Annotated in this window: 17 protein-coding genes; 7 read left to right on the top strand and 10 right to left on the bottom strand. The window is 63.6% G+C overall.

The window, feature by feature from the left end:
- Positions 1-18 precede the first annotated feature (18 nt).
- The 5 genes from IWX88_RS06370 to IWX88_RS06350 all read right to left on the bottom strand — a co-directional run bounded on the left by IWX88_RS06370 (position 19) and on the right by IWX88_RS06350 (position 10,523).
- The gene (locus IWX88_RS06370; protein WP_196828399.1) at positions 19-5,913 is read right to left on the bottom strand and encodes an Ig-like domain-containing protein; all 5,895 of its coding nucleotides are present in this window, start codon (positions 5,911-5,913) and stop codon (positions 19-21) included.
- 10 nt (positions 5,914-5,923) lie between these two features.
- The gene (locus tag IWX88_RS06365; protein ID WP_196828397.1) at positions 5,924-7,369 is read right to left on the bottom strand and encodes a serine/threonine-protein kinase; all 1,446 of its coding nucleotides are present in this window, start codon (positions 7,367-7,369) and stop codon (positions 5,924-5,926) included.
- 145 nt (positions 7,370-7,514) lie between these two features.
- Entirely contained in the window at positions 7,515-8,372 is an 858-nt protein-coding gene (locus tag IWX88_RS06360) for a protein phosphatase 2C domain-containing protein (RefSeq protein WP_196828395.1), read from the bottom strand.
- 38 nt (positions 8,373-8,410) lie between these two features.
- Entirely contained in the window at positions 8,411-9,034 is a 624-nt protein-coding gene (locus IWX88_RS06355; RefSeq protein WP_196828393.1) for an FHA domain-containing protein, read from the bottom strand.
- A gap of 52 nt (positions 9,035-9,086) precedes the next feature.
- Positions 9,087-10,523, bottom strand: a complete 1,437-nt coding sequence (locus tag IWX88_RS06350) for a gamma-aminobutyraldehyde dehydrogenase (RefSeq protein ID WP_196828391.1) — start codon at positions 10,521-10,523, stop codon at positions 9,087-9,089.
- A 136-nt stretch (positions 10,524-10,659) separates the two neighbouring features.
- On the opposite strand from IWX88_RS06350, the gene IWX88_RS06345 reads away from it, so the two are divergent.
- From IWX88_RS06345 to IWX88_RS06325, 5 genes are all read left to right on the top strand, one after another.
- On the top strand, positions 10,660-11,121 hold the full coding sequence (locus IWX88_RS06345; protein WP_196828389.1) for an Lrp/AsnC family transcriptional regulator: 462 nt from the start codon (positions 10,660-10,662) through the stop codon (positions 11,119-11,121).
- Positions 11,122-11,126: 5 nt separating this feature from the next.
- Complete coding sequence (locus tag IWX88_RS06340) at positions 11,127-12,689, top strand: aspartate aminotransferase family protein (protein ID WP_255525888.1); 1,563 nt, start codon at positions 11,127-11,129, stop codon at positions 12,687-12,689.
- A gap of 21 nt (positions 12,690-12,710) precedes the next feature.
- Positions 12,711-14,114, top strand: coding sequence for an FAD-binding oxidoreductase (locus tag IWX88_RS06335; RefSeq protein ID WP_196828387.1), 1,404 nt, complete (start codon positions 12,711-12,713; stop codon positions 14,112-14,114).
- Between the two features lie 104 nt (positions 14,115-14,218).
- Positions 14,219-15,274 (top strand): hypothetical protein, encoded by a 1,056-nt coding sequence (locus IWX88_RS06330; RefSeq protein ID WP_196828385.1) that lies wholly within the window; start codon positions 14,219-14,221, stop codon positions 15,272-15,274.
- 180 nt (positions 15,275-15,454) lie between these two features.
- Entirely contained in the window at positions 15,455-16,381 is a 927-nt protein-coding gene (locus IWX88_RS06325; RefSeq protein WP_196828383.1) for an NADP-dependent oxidoreductase, read from the top strand.
- A 45-nt stretch (positions 16,382-16,426) separates the two neighbouring features.
- Here the strand turns inward: IWX88_RS06325 and IWX88_RS06320 are convergent, their stop codons facing one another.
- Positions 16,427-17,398, bottom strand: coding sequence for an aldo/keto reductase (locus tag IWX88_RS06320; RefSeq protein WP_196828381.1), 972 nt, complete (start codon positions 17,396-17,398; stop codon positions 16,427-16,429).
- 198 nt (positions 17,399-17,596) lie between these two features.
- Here IWX88_RS06320 and IWX88_RS06315 point away from each other — a divergent pair, with 198 nt between their 5' ends.
- Positions 17,597-18,127, top strand: coding sequence for a methylated-DNA--[protein]-cysteine S-methyltransferase (locus tag IWX88_RS06315; RefSeq protein ID WP_370568209.1), 531 nt, complete (start codon positions 17,597-17,599; stop codon positions 18,125-18,127).
- Positions 18,124-18,720 (top strand): DNA-3-methyladenine glycosylase I, encoded by a 597-nt coding sequence (locus tag IWX88_RS06310; protein WP_196828377.1) that lies wholly within the window; start codon positions 18,124-18,126, stop codon positions 18,718-18,720. Before IWX88_RS06315 ends, IWX88_RS06310 begins: the two co-directional genes overlap by 4 nt.
- Before the next feature lie 79 nt (positions 18,721-18,799).
- Here the strand turns inward: IWX88_RS06310 and IWX88_RS06305 are convergent, their stop codons facing one another.
- Genes IWX88_RS06305 through atpD form a run of 4 tightly spaced genes read right to left on the bottom strand, consistent with a single transcriptional unit; the run spans position 18,800 to position 21,824 of the window.
- Entirely contained in the window at positions 18,800-19,546 is a 747-nt protein-coding gene (locus IWX88_RS06305; RefSeq protein ID WP_196828375.1) for a peroxide stress protein YaaA, read from the bottom strand.
- On the bottom strand, positions 19,546-20,067 hold the full coding sequence (locus IWX88_RS06300) for an AAA family ATPase (protein WP_196828372.1): 522 nt from the start codon (positions 20,065-20,067) through the stop codon (positions 19,546-19,548). The genes IWX88_RS06305 and IWX88_RS06300 overlap by 1 nt, the downstream gene beginning before the upstream one ends.
- Before the next feature lie 9 nt (positions 20,068-20,076).
- Entirely contained in the window at positions 20,077-20,361 is a 285-nt protein-coding gene (locus IWX88_RS06295) for a F0F1 ATP synthase subunit epsilon (RefSeq protein ID WP_196828370.1), read from the bottom strand.
- Positions 20,362-20,363: 2 nt separating this feature from the next.
- Positions 20,364-21,824 (bottom strand): F0F1 ATP synthase subunit beta, encoded by a 1,461-nt coding sequence (gene atpD, locus IWX88_RS06290; protein WP_196828368.1) that lies wholly within the window; start codon positions 21,822-21,824, stop codon positions 20,364-20,366.
- Positions 21,825-21,868: the final 44 nt, after the last annotated feature.

Here is a 21,868-nt window from a genome sequence, read left to right as displayed (position 1 = left end):
AGCGGGGGTCTCCGCACGCTATCGGACATTACCGTTCCTGTCGTACTGGATCGTGTAGGTGCGCCCGCCATTGGCGGTCACCACGATCGTGAGTACGGGATCCTGTCCGCTGTTGACAACCGCGACGCACTGGCCACCCTGGCTGGTGTTGCCAGGTACAAGCGTGTCGTTTGCGCCCGCGCCACAGGAATATTGGATGCCCTCGTAGCTTGCCGAAGTCCAACTCGGCCAGGTGAAGGTGCCGCTCGAATTGTTTGCAGTTGCCGCCTCCAGCGGGGTGAAGCTGACTGGCCCGATGCGTGGATCTACCGGGGTTCCCACGACGAAGGATGCTGACCAGTTCTGTTGACAGATCTCCCCGGCATCCGCAAAGTTGCGGCAGGCCCGAAGCTCGACCGAGATCGCGTGGCCATACTGCCGGCCCTCGGCGGTGAGCAGCGCACCGATGGCGACCGGTCCATACTGGGTCGCCGGCACAGTATCGCCCTGCAGACGGTAGTAAAAGGTGTAGTCACCCGCGGTTCGGGAGCTGACCGTTGCGCCGGTGAGCGCATAGTCGAAGGTCGCCCCGGCTCTATTTGGACCACTCGTGGAAATCGCTGTCAGCATTCCCGGACTGGTGTGCGCGGACACCGCGGGGCTCGGGCTGCAGCCGATGCTGTTGGTTGCGAGCACGATGATCGAGTAGCCCGATTCGCTGGAGAGTCCGGAGAAGGTGGCAGCCGTCGACGTGCCAACCGACTGGAGAACTGACCCGGACGGATTCGGAGCTGCACAGGTCGGAGGCGAGTTGCGATTGGTGTACGCAATCACACGATAGCCGCTGATCGACCGGCCGTTATCGGCAAAGGCACCGTCGAATGTCACGGTGATCGAACTGTCGGTGGCGGTGGCCGTTGGCGCAGAGATCGACACCGGCGGCCCAGCCGGTGTGCCGTTCGTGCTTGCCGAATTCCAGGTCGCAAGAGCGGTGTAGGCCGCGTTACGGGCGCTCAACGACACCGACACAGTCTGTCCGTTGGTCAGGCCGAAGACGTCGGTGGAGCAGGTACCACCGCCGCAGACCGAGGGATCGATGTCGCGTGTCATTCCTCCCACCACCAGTCGGTAATTGTTCACCGCACTGCCCCCTACTGCTGTGCTCACCGAATTCCAGCTGATCCGGAGCCCCCCATTGAGCGGACTCGTTTCGAGTCCGGTCGGCGCAGGGGGAATAATATCTGACCAGACGGTGGCGCCGAAGCCCGTCGCATCCGAGGGACCGATCGCGTTGATCGCCCGGACGGCGAGACGCACCCCGTTAGCTGGCCCGTTGCCCGGCGTGATGACATCACAGACCGCGACAGCACAAGGTGCGGTCGAAATCACACTGCCGGTCGAAGAGGTCATGATGACGTCGTAGCCGGTGATGGCAGAGTTATTCGACACTCCGGGATTCCACCGCACGGTGAGCACCCGATCCCCAAAAGACGACACCGTGAGGGCAGTAACCGGATCGGGTTTGTCCTGCACCGAGACCGTGATCACACCCCAGACGTAGCGGTCGGGATCGCCCGTCGCATCGGCCACCTGGTACTGCAGGGTGGTATCGACGGGCAGGACGGAGAATGACGCGCTGACCGTGAGTCGGCGATTGTCCGAGCTCGGTGAGATCGTGAGGCCAGTGGGGATCGACCCGCCGTCGAGCCCACGGATAGCACGCACCTGCAGCGGGGTCTCGGGGAACGGGTTGGTGACCTCGTCATTGGCCAGCACATCTACTGTCGTGGTCTGCCCGCGCGCCGCGACGATGGAGTCCGGTGCCGGTCGGGCAAGCGGACGGCTGGAGGCCACAGTGTTCAGCTGGATCTGTCCCTGCAGGCCGGTAGTCGTCGCGTCCCGCACTCCGAGCAGGATGTCAACTGATGACCCCCTCACCGCATCTTCGTTCGCTCGCAGTACAAGCTTCTGCCCGGTGAGCGTGTAGCTGAATCCCTCGGGAAACGGGCTGAGAACGGAGTAGCTCAGCTCAGCCAGATCTTTCGGGTAGGGATAGTTGGTGAGCTTGAGCAGGTCGATTTCCTTCGACGAACCGGGTTCGAAGTCGATGACGCCCCCGACAAATGCCGGCGGCTGATTCTGCCGCGGAGTCACGGTGATCGGCAGCACGAGAGTGGCCCTCCGGCCACCCGGATCCGTCACCGAGGCACCGTCGGTCACCTCGAATGAGATCGATGCCGGTCCAAAGTACTTGTCGGCAGAGGTGAAGCGCAGGGTGTGGTCGTCGGCGACGAGAGTAGCGCCGTCGGAGTGGGTGGCTTGCACGTTGGTCGAGCCGGTGAGACGCACTTGCTTTCCACCGACCGCGAGTACGTAGGCAGCGAGGTCGATTGTGAGGGTCGACTCACTGACCACCGTGAGTGGCGGCGCCCTGCGGTTCAGCTGCGGCAGAGCATCATTGAGCCCGGGCACCCAGACGAATGCGTAGGAGACCACAGTTGCGTCATCCGGGTTCGCGACCGAGAAGGGGATGATTTGACTCTTGTTCTGCACGGACACCTGGATGCGTTTGGTGGATGTCACACTCGCGGCACTGGAATAGCCGGGCAGAACCGACACCCCGAGGGTCGAGACATTACCGTCGGCAAAAAACACGTTCTTCAACACGTTGACGTCGAGCGAGTCACGGCCGAGCACGTCAGACAGCGTGAGAACGGTGTCGCGGACCACCGGGAAGGAGCGCGGGGCATCCGCGCTGACGATGACCGTGATGAAGGCGGAACTGGTTCCACCGAATGAGTTCTCGATCGTGTAGACGAGGCCATAGCTGCCCGGCTTCGTCGGCGGGGTCACCTTCACGATGTCACCCTCGATGCGCGCGACGATGTCCTTCGAGTTCGGCTCGAGCGTCATGATCCTGAGGGTGCCACCGTCCGGGTCGGAGTCGTTGGCAAGGGGCTGCACCGATACCGTTCCACCCGGCCGGATCAGCACTTGATCCGAAACCGCAACCGGATTGCGGGCCGCCTTCAGCTTCGCGCTGATGCCGACCCTCACGATGCCGGTTGCCCGCGCACCGAGCGCGTCGATCACCGTGTAGCTGAAGGTGTCAGTGCCGGCCGAGTAGTCGCCGGCCAGGAAGTCGAGGTAGTCGGTCCCCACCCCGGTGACCGATCCCTTCGTCGGGTTTGTCGCCTGCCCGAGCAGCTGCACGGAATCACCGTCGGGATCGATGCCGGTGAGCGGGATCGAGATACGCACCTTCTCACCCGCGATCACACGAGCGGTCACAGTCTGGGGCACCGGTGGATTGTTGGTGGCAAGCACCGCCTCGCGCACTGAGATCTTCACCTGCGCTTGCGCGACCTGGCCACTGGAATCGGAGATCTCATAGATCGCGGTGAAATCACCGGTCTTCTGTGGTGCGAGGTAGCGAAGCACGTTGCCCGACGCGAACAACAGGCCGGACCCACCCCCGAGGGCCGTCGGCAACTTCGGATTGAGAGTCAGTGCCTCGCCGTTCGGTTGCACATCATTGTCGAGCACCGGGATGTCGATGGCATCGCCGACGCGCACCGTCGCGCTGTCATCGTTGGCGACCGGCGGCTGGAGGCGGGTCGGCCGGGGAATCTCTACGACGTTCACCACGCCCTCTGCTTCGGCAAGACCGTTGGTGATGCGGTAGTTGAAGGTGACCGGCCCGGAGACCAGGGGCGCAGTGAGCGTGACGCGGATTGACCGTTGGTCGATCACTTCGGCGGTCACCCCGGCGCTCGGCGCGAGATTGTAGAGCCCGGTCACCACAAGTACGCCACCGGCCGGATCCCGATCGGTGGATGCCACGTCGATGGTCTTGACTCCGAGCGACTGTATGAAGATATTCTTCGGGATGGTGATGGGCTTGGTATTCACGTCCGGCGGTGCCGCGACGTCGATGCGCACCACACCATTGGCAGTCTGGTTACCGTCGTTGACGATGTAATCGATGTAGTGCGTTCCCACCTGCTCACTCAGGAAGCGGAAGGTGCCAGCCTCGAGGCTCGGGGTGACCGTGACACCACTCTTGGCCGGCACACTGGCGAGTCGAATAGTTCCCGATCCGCCCCGCACATGGTCGAGGGGGGAAAGCGTGACCTCCTGGCCGGCATAGGCCAGCTTGACGTATGGATCGGCGTAGATCGGCACTGAACCGACTGCCGCCACAGTGACCGATAGCTCGCCGGTGCCGCTCGCTGTGCCGTCCGAGACCACCAGTGCCACCGTGCGCAGTCCCGTCGCAGTTCCGGCAGCAGTGAAGACGACAGTGCCCTCCGGTTTGTAGCTCACCGTGTCGGGAGCCGCAGTTGCGGCGGAGTCGAGATAAATGGGATCCCCGTCGGGGTCGACCCAGTCACCGAGCACTGACTGCGTGACGCGACCGCCTGCAGCCACGACGGTCGTGGTGCGGCGCACCTGCGCGGGCGGAGAATTCTCGGTCGGAAGCCGCACCGTCACCGTCACCGTGGCACTTGCTGTGCCACCGCGTCCGTCACTGATCGAATAGCCGAATTTCAGCGTGCCGCGTGCCGAGGGACTCAGAGTAATCTGCGCCTGCTGGCCGTCGTTGATCAGATCCACGCGTCCGACCGATTCATCGATCGCCGTGACATCCGAGATCACGAGCACATCACCATTGGCGTCGTAGTCGTTCAGGAGCAGCGGCAGCAGACTCGTGCGCCCCGGGCGGGCGCCGAATGAGTCATCCATGGCGACCGGCGGCACCTGGGTCTTCTCATAATCGGGTGGGGTGTTCTGAATGTTCTGCTCAACCTTTTTCTGATCCGTGCGCGGGGGAATCAGATCGGCCCAGTTGTCGATGAGCTCTCCGGAGCGCTGCACCGCCCAGACGCCACCACCGCGTGGATCGCTCAGCACCAGCCGGTCTGCATTCGATACGAACCTCAGCCCGGAGGCGGATGCCGGCACCGACTCGAGAGGCAGCGTGACTGCCTCGCCACCACACTGCCGCCACGCCGAACCGACCGACCACGCAGCGAAGAAACAGCCCCCCATCACCCGTGGGGCGGCGGGGATTCCCCCCTGGCCTTCGGTCAGCACCACGGCACGTCCCCCCGCCAGAGGTACGCGCAGGAGCGCCGTTGACGAGGCGATCAGCACCGACTCCCCCGCGGTCGACGCCTGCTGCAGCACCGCAGCGGATCCCGCAGGAATCTGCCTGGAGAGGTCGACGGTGCCATTCGCCGTGAGGATCGTGCGGCTTACCGCGTCGAAGAGCACCCAGCTGCCACCGACCGAGGTGATCGAGACGTCCCGTCGCGTTCCCCCGAGGCGAGCGCGGGCTGACTCCGCGACGGTAGTGGAGTGCGCAGCATCCAGCCGATAGACCTGTCGGGCGTCGGCCGAGTAGCCGAACAGCATCCCCTCTGGCGTCACGCTGGTCACGGTGTTCGCCCCGAGACTGAGTGTTGCCGGCGACTGGGCATTGAAGGTGGGAAGCTGCGCGAGCGGCACAATCCAGACCTGGCCAGTGCCGCCGGCTGCGATCACGATGTTGTCCCCGGCAAGCCAAAGCTGGGGATCCTGCGGCGGGAGTGGCACGCTGTCGAGCACTTTCGAGGTAGCCGGATCGACGATATCTACCGTGCTGTCGGTGCGGTCGAACAGCAGAACGGTCGTGCCGCGCTGGATTGTCTGGATGTCGGCTCCGGTCGACGCCACCACTGTGTTGAGCGCGAGTACCTGCGTGTTGGCACGGCCGATCACCTGGGAATTGCCGTTCGCGACCCATACGGAGCCGTCATTGAGATCGAGGCGCTGCGCGGTGTAGCCGGTGGATACGACCGCGATGGTCGCAATGAGGGCCGCGATCACCGATCCACTCGTCGCGGTCGCGACGAGTGAGCGGTGGCCGGAAAGCCAGTTTCTGAAGGTCATCGAGCTGTTGTCACCCCCCGGAGACGACGCATTTCTGGGCACTCGGAGGACCGGTTTTACCCTGGCGGTTCACCGCTACCGTAATGCAGACCCGATCCCCGGCCTGCGCATCCTGTGCCAGGTAGTCGGTCGAGCTCTGAAGCGCTGTTCGCCCATCGCCGGTGGTCACCTGGTATGCATCGTCGGTCGTGAGCCCCGGGTTGGTCCAACTGAACTTGATCACGTTCGCGCCGGGCTCCGCCACGATATCCGTGACCTGCGGGATGCCATCCGAGTTCGCGCGAACGAGCACAAGAATCGCGCCCACCCCGAGACCGATCACGACTACGGTGCCGACAATGAGCACCCAGGTGCCTGCTCGCAGGCCCCGCGGCCGTCGGCCCGGGCGGGTGCCACTGCTCTGGGGCATGCCTCTGTTCCGACTGTTCTGCCCGCTGGTGCTCTGGCGGATCATCGCGGTGACCGGCGCCTGCGCCGCGCTCGCTGCCCGGCGTCGACGTCGGCCGCGAGCGGTGGGCAGACCACCGTCGATGCCACGGATGAGCGTGCGATCCTCGAAGTCGGAGACTGTAGCCAGAGCCCAGTCGTCCATTGCCACCTCGATCGGCGTCTGGGGCACTCCCAGTTGCGTCTCGATCGCCTGCAACTCGCGCACCAGTTCGAGGATGCTCGCCGGCCGTTTCTCCGGCATGCGGGCCATGGCTCGCGCCAGCACTGCCTCGAGACCCGGCGGCACGTCGAGTCGACCGGTCGGCTTCAGTCGGGCCCGGTCGATGCGTGAACTGAGATCAGCGGACTTGTTCGACTCTCCCGGGATCTCGAACGGCGAACGCCCGGCGAGCAGCGAATAGACCGTCGCGGCGAATGACCAGACCTCGGAAGCGATGCTGCCAGGGGTCTCGTCCATCAGCACTTCCGGTGCCGACCAGGGAATGGACAGTCCCACCGACTCGTTCGTCTCCGCCTCGCTGAGGGTAGAGGCGATTCCAAAGTCCGAGAGCACCGGATGTCCGTAGGCGGTGAGCAGGATGTTGGAGGGTTTGATGTCGCGGTGTAAAACTCCCGCTCGATGGGCGGTCTCGATCGCGCTCCCGATTTTCACCGCGATACGCAGCACTTCCGGCACCGGGATCCGTTCCCGCCGGTAGCGCTCACTCAGCACGGAGGAGCACAGCTCCATCACGAGGTACGGCCGGCCATCGGATGACACGCTCGCCTGGTAGACGGTGAGGATGGAGGGGTGGGAGCTCAGTTGGGCCATGAGATTTGCTTCGGCCTGAAACATCCGCCGCACCTGGTCGTTGACGACCTCGCTCAGCATGACCTTGACGGCCACTTGGCGGCGCGGCATGTTCTGTTCGTAGAGGAACACGTCGGCGAAGCCGCCGGAGCCAAGTACATGGATTGTCGAAAATCCGGGCAGCACCGGAGGTGAGGAGGGCAATCGTCGTGCCATCTCTCCTCCTTCGCCGACGCGGGATGATGGCCGGTCGGTACTCGTAGTGCGCGCGAACCCGTTGGCTTATTTTAGACGTGGCTCCGCCCTCAGGAGTTGAGGGAATCTGCCGATTATCGGCCTTTTCTGTACCTCTTTCGGGGGGTTAACCCGTCTGGATTGGAATGGGTGCGGTGCGCGGCACAGTGTTCTCGGGCTCACCGAAGCCGGAGCTTTCGAGTACGTCGATGACGATAGTGGTGATGTTATCGCGACCGCCACGCTCCACCGCGGCATCGACCAGCGCGATCGCGGTCTGCGCGGGGGGAAGACCGGCGGCGAGATGCCGGCGGATGTCCTCGGAAGCCAACTCCTTCGTCAGGCCATCCGAACACAGCAGGAGTCGGATGCCCTCGCTCACCGGCACCACCCAGTAGTCCGGAATGGACTCGATATTGAATCCAACAGCGCGGGTGATTACGTTGCTGTCGGGATGAGTTTCGGCGTCTTCGGCCCGGATCACGCCCGCATCGACAAGCTCCTGCACCACCGAGTGGTCAACGGTGACCTGCAGAAGGGCGTCGCCTTCATACCGGTAGACCCGCGAATCGCCGACGTTGAAAACCATCCAGAACGGCTCGTCATCCTGCAGCGCGAGTGCGACGCCGGTGACGGTGGTTCCCACACCAAGTTGCTTCTCGTCGGTCACCTGGGAGATGTCGCCGGTAGCCGCTCTCAGCCCGCGCTCGATAGTTTCGGCATCGGTGAACAGCCCGCTGTCTGAACCGGTGACCGCCTCGAACAACCGGGAGACGACGGCTGCGCTCGCGAGATCCCCGGCCGAATGGCCGCCCATCCCGTCGGCGACAGCAAACATCGGTGCCTCCGCGATAAAGCTGTCTTCGTTGTGGGCACGACGACGACCGGTGTCGGTTGCCGCGCCCCACGCGAGAACGAGCCGGGCATCCGGATGGTTGGGGATGTCAACGCTGAACCGCGCAACGCTTGTGCCGATCTCGGTCACAGAAGCCTTTCGCACAACACTTCAGGGGCGTTCGTTCGTCAGACCTGACGCTCGATGGGGAGGATCTCCACGGTGTTTCCGTCGCCAATATCCACCACTGTGCCAGCCGAGACGACGAGCGACTCGCCCTGACGCAGTTTTTGTGCGCGTGTTCCGGGCAACCACACGAGGGTCCCGTTGGTCGATCGAAGATCCGTGACGATGACGGATGCCCCCTGCTGCCGCAGTTCCACGTGGGTGCCGGAGACCTCGCGACCCGGGGATGGCACCCGCACCAGCCGTGGTGCGCCACCGACGGTGATGCGCGGCGGCACTGGTTTCCTGCCGATCAGCGCGGGAGTATCCAGCGGAATCGGCTCGTGGCGATTGACCCGGATACGATACCAGGGCACCGCAAGGGGGACCGGATCGATCGGGAGGCCCGCCCGCCGGAGCACCCCACCTTCGTGGCCGCCGGAGTGGCCGCGCGGCGGTTCCACCAGGGCAGGCGGTTCCACTGATACCGGCTGTGCAGCTGGCGCTCGCACACGAATGACGGTGGCTGCATCGAGATCCACCGGCTCGACTGTACGTTTACGGGTGCGTTCAGCGGCGCGCTCACCGCCGCGCTCACCAGCCGAGCGCGGGCGAATGACAGTGTGATCGGTGTCGTCCGGCTGCATACCGTCTATTCTGTCGCCCACGGGGTGCCCTGTGTAGTGCGCACCCGCATGATCAACGACCGATATAGCTCATAACGTGCTTGATTCGGGTGTAATCCTCAAATCCGTAGCTTGAGAGGTCTTTGCCGTAGCCCGAGTGCTTGAACCCGCCGTGTGGCATCTCGGCCACGATCGGAATATGGGTGTTGATCCACACACATCCGAAGTCGAGATGCTTGGCGAAGCGCATGGCGCGACCGTGGTTTTGTGTCCAGACACTCGATGCGAGACCGTATTGCACTCCGTTCGCCCAGTCGAGGGCCTGCGCTTCATCGGTGAATTTCTGCACCGTGATGACCGGACCGAAGATCTCGTTCTGCACCGCGTCATCCGTCTGCACCAGACCCGAAACGATCGTGGCTTCGTGAAAGTAACCCGAGACACCCTGGCGATGCCCACCGAGTTCGATCCTCGCGTTATCGGGCAAACGGTCGATGAAACCCTCGACCTGGGCGAGCTGGTTGGCGTTATTCACCGGCCCGAAGAAAACGCCCGTATCGCTCGGTAGGCCGGTCTTCGCGTTCTCGCGCGCATACACGGTCAGAGCGGCGACGAATTCATCGTGGATCCCTGCCTGGACGAGCACACGGGTCGCCGCCGTGCAGTCCTGGCCCGCGTTGAAGTAGCCGGCGTTGGCGATACCCTCCACTGCCGATTCGATGTCGGCGTCGTCGAACACAATGACCGGCGCCTTGCCTCCGAGTTCGAGATGCACGCGCTTGAGATCGACCGCTGCCGCCTTTGCGACTTCCATACCCGCACGCACCGACCCGGTGATCGACACCATCTGGGGCGTCCTGTGGTCGATCATCGCTCCCCCGGTGGTTCGGTCCCCGGTGATCACGTTGAGCACTCCCGGTGGCAAGAACTCCGCGGCGATCTCAGCAAGAAAGAGCGTGGCCGATGGTGTCGTGTCCGAGGGTTTGAGCACCGTGGTGTTACCTGCGGCGAGCGCGGGGGCGAACTTCCAGACCGCCATGTTGAGCGGGTAGTTCCACGGTGTTACCTGGCCGATCACGCCGATCGGTTCCCGACGAATCTGCGAGGTGTGATCCTTCAGGTACTCACCGGATGCCATGCCACTCAAGTGCCGCGCTTCCCCGGCGAAGAAGCGGATCTGGTCGACGGAGAGCATGATCTCGTCGGTCACCAGAGTCGCCCGGGGCTTGCCGGTGTCCTGCGACTCGAGGTCGGCAAACTTCGCCGCATTCGCCTCCATCGCGTCGGCTATTCGGAACAGCGCCAGTTGTCGCTCGCTCGGGGTGGACTCACCCCACCCTTCAAAGGCCGCTGCCGCCGCGCGGTAGGCGGAGTCGACATCCGCTGCGCTCGAGACCGGGGATGATCCGTAGACCTCCTCGGTAGCGGGATCGATCAGGTCGAACGCCGCTTCAGTGGAGGCCTCCACATACTCGCCGTTGATGAAGTTACGCAGCTGTGGGGTGGTCATAGTGCCAACAGTAGCGAGGGAGCACAGTGAACACCATGATCGCCAACATCAGCGAGCGCTACCGATTCCGCAGTAAATAACCTCCAAGGGTACGGATTCACTTGTAAGTAGGCCGTTGCACTGACAGAATCAGTGCATGAATGCAAAGCCGATGCAGCTCGATGGCGTGTCGAAGGCCATCATCGAGCAGTTGCAGGCCGACGGTCGTCGCAGCTATGCCGAGATCGGCAAGGCCGTCGGGCTCAGCGAAGCAGCCGTGCGCCAGCGCGTGCAGAAGCTCACCGATTCCGGAGTGATGCAGGTGGTCGCCGTCACGGACCCGATGCAGCTCGGCTTCTACCGCCAAGCGATGATCGGAATCCGGGTGACCGGTGACACGACATCGGTGGCCGAGACTCTCGGCCGCATCAGCGCGGTCGACTACGTAGTGCTCACCGCCGGCAGCTTCGACATCCTTGCGGAGGTCGTCTGCGAGAACGACGAAGACCTGATCGAACTTCTCAATAAGGAGATCCGCGGGATCCCCGGAGTGCAGTCAACTGAGACGTTCGTGTATTTGAGACTGCAGAAACAGTTCTATAACTGGGGAACGAGATAAGAAAAATGACCATCGACAACACGACCAGCACCACCACACACACTGCCAGCCACACCGTAAATCACACGGTCAGCCCGGCCAGCCACACCCTCAGCCCGGCAGACAGCCACACCCTCAGCCCGGCAGACAGCCACACCCTCGCTCCGGCCAGTCACATCGTCGACCCGACTGCAACCGTCGGATCTTCGAAATTCACCGAGGCCGAGCTGCAGCAGAAGGCGAAGGACCATCTCTGGATGCACTTCTCCCGCCAATCCGTCATGGAAGACGGGGCGGGAGTGCCGCTCATCGTCAAGGGTGAAGGTCATCACATCTGGGACTCCACCGGCAAGAGGTACATCGACGGCCTCAGCGGCCTGTTCGTCGTGAACGCCGGACACGGTCGGCGCCGTCTCGCCGAGGTCGCAGCAAAGCAAGCCGAGGAACTCGCCTTCTTCCCACTCTGGTCCTACGCACATCCGAGCGCCATTGAGCTCGCCGACCGCCTCGCCAGCTACGCCCCGGGCGACCTGAATCGGGTGTTCTTCTCCACCAGCGGTGGTGAGGCAGTCGAGACGGCCTTCAAGCTGGCCAAGTACTACTGGAAACTGCAGGGTCGCCCCACTAAGCACAAGGTGATCTCGCGCAACGTGGCGTACCACGGCACCTCACAGGGTGCTCTCGCCATCACGGGCATCCCCGCCATGAAGGAGATGTTCGAGCCGGTGACCCCCGGTGGATTCCGCGTACCGAACACCAACTTCTACCGTGCCGCCGAAATGGGTGCACCCACCGAAGACCTCGAGGCCTTCGGGCAGTGGGCCGCCAACCGCATCGAAGAGATGATCCTGTTCGAAGGTCCAGAGACCGTTGCGGCCGTCTTCCTCGAGCCGGTGCAAAACTCGGGCGGATGCTTCCCCCCGCCCCCCGGCTACTTCAAGCGGGTGCGCGAAATCTGCGACCAGTACGACGTGCTGCTCGTGAGTGACGAGGTCATCTGCGCGTTCGGACGCATCGGCGAGTTCTTCGCCTGCGATGCCTACGACTATGTGCCCGATATGATCACCTGCGCCAAGGGCATGACGAGCGGATACTCTCCGATCGGCGCGACCATCGTGAGCGAACGCATCTATGAGCCGTTCAAGCACGGCAACACGTCGTTTTATCACGGATACACCTTCGGCGGTCATCCGGTCTCCTCCGCCGTGGCCCTTGCCAACCTCGACATCTTCGAGGAGGAGAAGCTCAATGAAAATGTGCGCCTCAATTCCCCGATCCTCCGCTCGACTCTCGAGAAGCTGAAGGACCTGCCGATTGTCGGCGACGTGCGCGGCGCCGGGTACTTCTTCGGCATCGAGCTTGTGAAAGACAAGATCACAAAAGAGACCTTCGACGATGACGAGTCCGAGCGCCTGCTGCGCGGTTTCCTCTCCAAGGCGCTGTACGACGCTGGGCTGTACTGCCGGGCGGATGACCGCGGCGACCCCGTCATCCAACTCGCTCCCCCGCTCACTATCGGCCAGCCGGAGTTCGACGAGATCGAGCAGATCCTGCGCAATGTGCTGACCGAGGCGTGGACCAGGCTCTGACGCCCGCGAGCTGATCCGCTGATGGCCGACTACCGCGGGCTGAGCTTCTGGTTCGACTCCCTCCCCTCCGTGGACAGCGGAGGGGAGGGAGCGGATGACCTTCGCCCGCGCCCCGCCCTGTCCGGCGCCCGCGAGGCGGATGTCGATGTGGATGTCGCCATCGTGGGCGGAGGTCTTACCGGACTATGGACCGCGTATTACCTCGCGACTGCGGAGCCAACTCTTCGCATTGCCGTGCTCGAGAAGAATATCGCCGGTTTTGGAGCATCCGGACGCAACGGCGGATGGTGCTCAGCGCTGTTCCCCGCATCGACTTCCTCTCTCGCCCGCCGGCATGGCCGAACCGCGGCGGTGGCGATGCGGCAGGCAATGATCGATACCGTCGGTGAGGTCGGACGTGTGTGTCGCGCTGAAAATATTGACTGCGACTTCATCAGGGGAGGCACGGTGAGCCTGGCTCGTGGTGCCGCTCAACTCATCGCCGCACGCGCCGAAGTCGCCGACGCAGTGCACTTTGGGGTTGACCAGCTTGAGTGGAGGGATGTCGCACACAGTCCGCGAGGTGCGACCGGCACGTTGGGCTCGACTTTCGATCCGGCCTGCGCCCGCCTGCATCCAGCAAAGCTGGTTCGCGGGCTCGCTCGCGTGGTCGAGCGACTCGGGGTGACGATCTACGAGCAGACCGAGGTGCTCTCCTGGCGCACCGGCGAGGTTCTCACTGTGCACGGAGCAGTGCGCGCCTCGACCATCGTCATCGCGCTCGAAGGCTACGCGGCGTCTCTGCAGCAGACCCACCGCAGCGTTCTGCCGCTCTACTCCCTCATGATCGCGACCGAACCATTGAGCGATGAGACCTGGGAAGAAATCGGTATCGAGCACGGCCAGACCTTCGCCGACTTTCGACACCTGCTTGTCTACGGCCAGCGCACAGCAGACAATCGATTCGCCTTCGGGGGCCGGGGTGCGCGGTATCACTGGGGCAGCAGCATCCGCTCCGAGTACGATCGCGCGCCCGCAGTATTCGATCATCTCGCACGTACCCTCGCCGACATCTTTCCCGTCGTCGGCACTGTCGCAATTACCCATCGCTGGGGTGGCCCACTCGGCGTGCCGCGCGACTGGCGGGCGAGCGCGACGTTCGACAGCGACACCGGCATTGCGACGGCCGGTGGCTACGTCGGCGATGGTCTCAGCACCACCAATCTCGCCGGGCGCACGCTAACCGACCTCATCCTGCGGCGCGATACTGCGATCTCGCGGCTGCCCTGGGTGAACCATCGTTCGCCCCGGTGGGAACCCGAGCCGCTGCGGTTCATCGGAGCAAACCTCGGCATGTCGGCAATGAGCATCGCCGATTCCGAAGAGCGGATGACTGGCCGCCCGTCGATCGCCGCCCGGCTCATGGCACCCCTCACGGGACACTAGAGCTCCGCAGATACCGCACGGGGGCCGGTGCCTGAGGCAGAGGGCTGATTGGTACAGTTGCGTATTCGGCCGGTGTGGCGGCCACACGCGGGCGATCGGGAACCATGACTCTGTTCGAGCACGACTCAGTCTCCGCGGGGCAGACTCCGCGCCGCCGTGGGTGGGTCACCCGACTGCTTGTCCCCGTGCTCGCGCTGGTGTTGGTCGCTGCCGGCGTGCTCGCCTATCTCGGCTTTCAGCGCCTCGTCGACCAGTACACAGTCTGGACCTTTCGCCCGTCGTCCGCGGTCTCGAGGCTGATCGAATCGTCGCAGCTCACCGACAAGGGCCGCTTTATCTTCCTGGCGAGCACACCGAAGATCGAATCATCCGCTACCTTTGCGTCGAGCTGTTCGAGCAACCGGGAGGGAGGTGGGATCCTCGGCTGCTACCTCACGCGGGACAGATCAATCCATCTCTTCGCGGTGACCGAACCACGGTTGCTCGGACTGACCGATGTCGTTGCCACCCACGAGATGCTGCATGCAGTCTGGGATCGCCTCTCCGCAGCCGAGCAGCGCCAACTCGTGCCCCTGCTCGAGCGGGAGGCAACGAAGCTGGCAGACGATCCCGCTTTTCAGGCGCGCCTCACGTACTACGCCACAAATGAACCGGGCGAACGTGATAACGAACTGCATTCGATTATCGGCACTGAAATCGCATCGATCTCGCCCGAGCTCGAAGCCCACTATGCAAAATGGCTCGGTAACCGTCAGTCGGTAGTGAAGCTCCAGGTGAAAACCGACGCCGTCTTCTCCGCGCTCGAGAATCGCTCAGCCGACCTCTCGGCAACGATGAATGCTCTACAGGGTGCGATTGCCGAGGAGTACGCCTCCTACACGAGCGGCTATACCCAGCTGAATGCCGATACCCGTCGATTCAATGCCCGAACCGACTTCACGACGAACGAGGAGATCTACCGAGCACAGCGTGTGCTCGAGTCGAGACGATCCTCGCTCGACGGCCTCTATGCCGATATCCTCGCGAAGACCGCTGAGTACAACGCGAACCTCGCCGAATTGAAGATTCTCTCTGAACAGACGGCCGGACTCAACAGCGCACTCAATCAGGGTCCGACTGTAACCACCATCCCAACGCCGGCACCCGCTGGTAGCGGTTAGGGGCGCCCACCCACCGCCGTGATGCTTCCTCCTCCCCGCTTCCGGTGCTCCACGAAAAGGTTCGCTCCTGACACACAGGCGTGAACGCGCGGCACGGGAGGCACAGCAGTCACGGGGCCGCAGAGGCGCCGCAGGCCAGGTCGTGAGATTCTGCACGGATGCGAATCGTAGACTCGAGCCATGTCGCGAATCGTGCAGTACAGCCGCTACGGCGGGCCCGAGGTCCTGGAGATCGTCGAGGTCGATGAGCCGCATGCGGGGCCGGGTGAGGTGCGTGTGTCTGTGCGAGCTGCGGGTCTCAATCCCTTCGATTCCAAGGTGCGCCAGTCCCCCGCGATGCTGCCGAATCGCACACTTCCGAGTGGCCAGGGAGCAGAGTTCGCCGGTGTAATCGACGAGGTCGGTGCTGGCACAGCGACAGCGACAGCGACACTGGCAGTGGGTGACGAAGTGCTCGGCTGGAGTAACTTCAGCGCCCAGGCAGACTTCGTGATTGTGCCGGCCGATCAGGTTGCGCCGAAACCCTCCGCCCTCAGCTGGGCAGCCGCAGGCGGTCTCGGGCTCGTCGGCAACACTGCGGAGCGATCGACACGAGCGGTCGCGCTGACGCCAGGGGAGACAGTGCTCGTCAGCGCTGCGGCTGGTGGCGTCGGATTATTCGCCGCACAGCTGGCCCTCGCCGACGGAGCGATCGTGATCGGCACAGCCAGCGAGGCCAACCACGACTACCTGCGCGGTCTGGGGGTCATCCCGGTTGCCTACGGGCCCGGGCTGATCGACCGCCTGCGCGCCGTCGCACCGAGCGGGATCGACGCGGTGATCGACAACGCGGGGCAGGAGACGGTCGAGATCGCGATCGAGCTGGGCGTGGATCCGAAACGCATCAACTCGATCGTCTACTTCGATGGCGTCGCGAAGTACGGCATCTCCACTGTTGGCGGCGGAGGCAAGAAATCCGCGGATCTCGCCCGGCTCGCCCGGCTCGTCGCCGACGGCAGCATCGCGTTGCCCATCGCAGGCACCTACCCCCTCGCCGAAGTGCGCGCCGCCTACCAGCAACTCGACTCACGCCACTTTCTCGGCAAGATCGTGCTGACCCTGCCCTGACCGACCGATGGCGTTTCGCCTGTGGGGTGTGTTGCGCCGGGCGTATCAGGTCGGATCGGTGAACATCACCGAGATTTGGCCGATCTCCTCCGTCGTGGGAGTCCACTCGGTAACGGCTCCCGCATTCTGGATGATCTGCTCGGCCTTGGTTGCTCCAGCGATGACACTGCTGAGTCCGGGCTGCGCCAGCAGCCAGGCCAGCGTCGCGGCCAGCATCGTGATGCCTCGCTCGCTACAGAAGGTCTCGTACTTCTCGAGCGTGTCCCAGGGCGCGCCCTCCAGCAGATGCGGGCGCAGATTGACGATTCGGCTGTCCGCTGGCCCTCCCGAGCGGCTGAACTTGCCGGTGAACAGTCCGTTGTAGAGCGGGAAGAAAGGGAGGAAGCCGAGTCCGTAATTGTTGACCGCCGGCAGCACCTCGTCCTCAACGTCCCTCACGAGCAGCGAGTACTCATTCTGGGCCGAGATGAACTTCGGATGGCCACCGAGGATCGCGCGGTACTCGGCATCCGCGATCTGCCAGCCGCTCAGATTGGAATGTCCGATATAGCGCACTTTGCCCTCGGTGATGAGGTCATCCAGCACCGACAATGTTTCCTCGATGGGCGTGATCGGGTCGGGCACGTGCAACTGATACAGGTCGATCCAGTCCGTCTGGAGGCGGCGGAGGGATGCTTCGACAGCGAGTCGCACGTAGCGACGCGATCCGCGGGCCCCCCAGTCCGGACCGTTGGTGCCGGCCATATCCATCCCGAATTTCGTGGCCAGCACGATCTCATGGCGGCGGCCTCTGAGCGAATTCCCCATGCGGGTCTCACTCAGCCCGCGTTCTGATCCGTAAATATCGGCGGTATCGAAAAGTGTGACGCCCGCGTCGATTGCCGCGTTGATCACCGCATCCGTTCCCTCTTGCGATTCGCTCGCGGTGTTCGCCCGGCCGAAATTGTTGCACCCGAGGCCGATGGTGGAGACGATGAGTCCGGAGTCGCCGAGAGCGCGATAGTCGATAGCGGGCATGCGACCAGCCTAAGCTGACCCTCTCCTCCACAATCCAGTGCGTCGCATTGAGCCTCACCGATGTCCGATAACCGCGAGAAAGTGGTGGGAGGGCGCAACTACAGTCGAATCATGATCTCCCCCACCTCCGCACCCGCAGTGCTCCCTCACGCAGTGCCTCCTCACGCAGTGCCCCCTCACGCAGTGCCCCCTCACGCAGTGCCCCCTCACGCAGCGCCCGCACACGCAACACCCGCACACGCAACACCCGCACTTCGCCGGATCCACAGTCCCATCGGCCGCATCGAACTGGTTGGCGATGGCGCCGCCGTCGTGTCACTCACCATCGAGCGTGACCGTACGCTGCCCCACGACGGGGTCGACGAACACAGCGACGCAATTCTCGATCGTGCCGCCGATCAGCTTGCGCAATACTTCGCCGGCACTCGCACCACCTTCGATGTACCGATCGCTCTGAACGGAACGGAGTTTCAGAGGTCGATCTGGGCGCTGCTGGGCGACCTGAAGTTCGGAGAGGTGACCTCCTACGGTGACCTCGGGCGCACTACCGGTCGCCTTTCGGCCGGTCGAGCCGTCGGCGGCGCGGTCGGGGCCAACCCGATCCCCATCCTGGTGCCATGCCACCGGGTGCTCGCCACACACGGCCGGATCACCGGATATAGCGCCGGCAATGGGATCCCGACCAAGGTCTGGCTGCTCGACCACGAGGGAATCGGCCACCGGTTATGATCGAACCGCGCAGCGCCGCCGTGCTCGGCGACGACGGACTGAGCCGCTGTGCCTGGAGTGCCTCCGATGCCGAGTACCGCCGGTACCACGACGAGGAGTGGGGGGTTGAACTCCGCGGAGATCGGCCGCTGTTCGAAAAAATGAGCCTCGAAGGATTCCAGGCCGGCCTGTCCTGGATCACGATTCTGCGACGACGCCACAGCTTCCGAACCGCTTTTCATAACTTCGATATCGACCACATTGCTGAGCTCGTCGAGCAGGATGTCGATCGACTGATGCTCGACGGTGGCATCATCCGTAATCGCGCGAAGATCGAAGCGACAATTTCCAATGCGGCGATCGTGCGCCAACTCGTGCAGGACGATCCAGGCGCTTTCGACCGGCTGCTGTGGAGCTTCGCTCCTCCCCCGAACTCCCGTTCGCGTCCGGTGAACTTCGGTGACATCCCCGCTGTGACTGTCGAGTCCACCGCACTGAGCAAAGCACTGCGGGAGATCGGGCTGCGATTCGTCGGACCGACCACCGTGTACGCGCTGATGCAGTCCTCGGGGATGGTGGATGATCACGTGGTCGGATGCTGGCGCGCCGCCTGAGCCCCGGCAGAACTCAAGTTTCCGTGCCACACAGGTTTTAGGTCGCAGGGCCGAACCCGCAGGGCCGAACCCGCGAACATCAGACGACGAGGTCGAGTTCGCCGGCCGCCCCGCGCTCGAGCCGGATCCCCTGATCACGGGCCCACTCGAGCACCGACTCGATGCTCTGGTGATCAATCTCCGCCTCGCACAGTGAACGCACGAAATGCCCCTTCCCCTTCTTGTTGAAGTGGTTGAGAGCCCGTCGCTGACCGGACACAGAATCGGACACCACGCGCAACACGACCGACCGCGGCCCGGTCCGGAGCGGTCCGAGTTCGACATAGCCAGACGATCGCAAATCGATGATGACATCATCCGCTTCCGCGAGTACCGCCGAAATGCGCTCACGCCACAGCTTCTTCAGCGGCAGGTCGGGCAGTTTTGAATCGTACGACAGCCGATACGCCGGGATGGGATCGTCGGCACCGATCAGGCCGAATAGCGCCGAGTGGATGAGCAGATGATCCGCAGCAAATCTGCGGCCGGCGGCCGACAGAGTGCCGGCGTCGAGCGCGTCATACAGCACGCCGGTATAGCGCTCGATTGCGGGAACGGTCGGTGATGTCCGAAGTAGACGATTGCGTGTTACCTCGAACTGCTGGCTGACACCGAGCTTCAGCGCGGTTGCCATGGTCGCCCGGTTGCTCGACAGTGCGCAAGTGGCCCCGAGCGCAGATCGCCGCGGCGCCGTCAACTCCGGATGCGCTAACCGCGACAGGTCGAGTGGCGCGTCGACGTCTCCACCATCGCGCTTGGTTTCGGAGGGTGGGAGCAGCAGCAGCACTAGCCGGTGATGAACGCCAGTGCGGCATCCACGTTCACGTCGAGTGGCCGTACCGAATCGAGAGTGATTCGCGGCACCAACGCGCTCGCGCCCGCCCACGGTAGATATTCGTCGAGGCTCTGCTCGACGGCGTATCCGCGCGGCTGGTTGAGGCGCGGCAGTCGGCGTGCCCGCGCTTCCAGTCGTTCACGATGCAGTTCGGGGTCGGAACAGACCACCTCGATGAAACGCAGCGTCTCTCCGCGTGAGAGGGCAAGCTGCACCCACTGCTCGCGGGCCGGATCGACGCCGTTAACCGCATCCACGATAACATCATGGCCGGACTCGAGCACCAGTTCGGCGATCGTCTCTGCCGCCAGGTAGGCAGCCAGCCCCGTTGGCTGATCGCTGCCGATCCCTGCCCGCAGAATGGCCGATTCGATCGGGTCGACAGAGACCACCGAGGCCGAGAGACGCCCGCCGAGGATTCCAGCAATTGTGCTCTTGCCTGCTGCAGGCAGCCCTGCCATCGCGATCAGCATGAGCCGAGGTCAGTCCTGCACAAGTGCCGCATTGCGCGCAACGATCGTCACGGTGTCGTGCTCGACCGAGAGGAATCCGTCGTCGGCACTCGCACGAACAGCGCCAGAGCCACCGCTCGTGGTGATCCGCACCTCGCCGGCGCTAAGAATCGCCAACAGGGGTTCATGCCCTGGCAGAATACCGATCTCACCCTCGGTAGTCTTCGCGACCACCATCGATGCCGTGCCGGTCCAGACCTCATGGTCGGCCGACACCACGCTCACCTGCAGTTGATGAGCACCCGTCTCGGCCATTGTTAGCCGTTCTCCTTCTGGATCTTCGCCCACTGCTCTTCGACGTCATTGATACCACCGACGTTGAAGAACGCCTGGGTTGCAACGTGGTCGAAGTCGCCCTTGACGATCGCATCGAATGACTCGATGGTGTCCTTGAGCGGCACGGTTGATCCCTCAACCCCGGTGAACTTTTTCGCCATGTAGGTGTTCTGCGAGAGGAACTGCTGAATGCGACGGGCGCGGGAGACGGTGATCTTGTCTTCCTCGGAAAGCTCGTCGACACCGAGGATCGCGATGATCTCCTGGAGCTCCTTGTTTTTCTGCAGAATCGCCTTGACGTTGGTCGCCACCCGATAATGGTCGGCGCCCAGGTAACGGGGATCCAGAATGCGGCTGGTGGAGGTAAGCGGATCTACAGCTGGGTAGAGTCCCTGCGACGCGATCTCGCGACTGAGCTCGGTCGTCGCGTCGAGGTGCGCGAAGGTCGTTGCCGGTGCCGGGTCGGTGTAGTCGTCGGCCGGCACGTAGATCGCCTGTAGTGAGGTGATGGAATGTCCGCGGGTCGACGTGATGCGCTCCTGCAGGATGCCCATCTCGTCGGCGAGGTTCGGCTGGTATCCCACGGCAGACGGCATACGGCCGAGCAGGGTGGAAACCTCCGAACCGGCCTGCGTGAACCGGAAGATGTTGTCGATGAAGAGCAGCACATCCTGGTTTTGCACGTCACGGAAGTACTCCGCCATGGTGAGGGCCGACAGCGCAACGCGCAGACGCGTCCCCGGCGGCTCATCCATCTGGCCGAAGACGAGGGCGGTCTTGTCGAAGACGCCCGCTTCCTCCATTTCGGCAATGAGGTCATTGCCCTCACGGGTGCGCTCGCCGACCCCGGCAAACACGGAAACCCCGCCATGGTCCTGAGCAACCCGCTGGATCATCTCCTGGATGAGCACGGTCTTACCGACACCGGCACCGCCGAAGAGACCGATCTTTCCGCCGAGCACGTACGGCGTCAGCAGATCGATGACCTTGATGCCGGTCTCGAAGAGCTCGGTCTTCGACTCGAGCTGGTCGAAGGGCGGGGGCTCGCGATGGATCGACCAGCGGTCTGCCCACTCGTAGGTCGCGCCGGGCTCACCGTTGAGCACCTCACCGATCACATTGAAAACCTTGCCCTTGGTGGCATCCCCCACCGGAACCGTGATCGGTCCACCGGTGTCACGCACCTCCTGGCCCCGCACCAGACCGTCAGTCGGCTTGAGGGCGATGGCACGTACCAGGTCGTCCCCGAGGTGCTGCGCAACCTCGAGCGTGATCTCGTTAGAGGCGTCACCGATGGTGACCGTGGTCTTTAGAGCGTTGTAAATGCCGGGGATCGAGTCGTGGGGAAACTCGATATCCACGACGGGTCCGGTAACGCGGGCGATACGTCCGATTCCGGCAGGCTGGGCGGTTGCCTGGTCAGCGGGGGCGGTGATAGTCATTGCTTCTCGATTCTCCTGGACTTATTCGTGGCGCTTGTCAGCGC

The organism is Frigoribacterium sp. CG_9.8, assembly GCF_015751965.1.
GTDB lineage: Bacteria > Actinomycetota > Actinomycetes > Actinomycetales > Microbacteriaceae > Lacisediminihabitans.
This window is presented reverse-complemented; position numbering and strand designations above follow the sequence as displayed.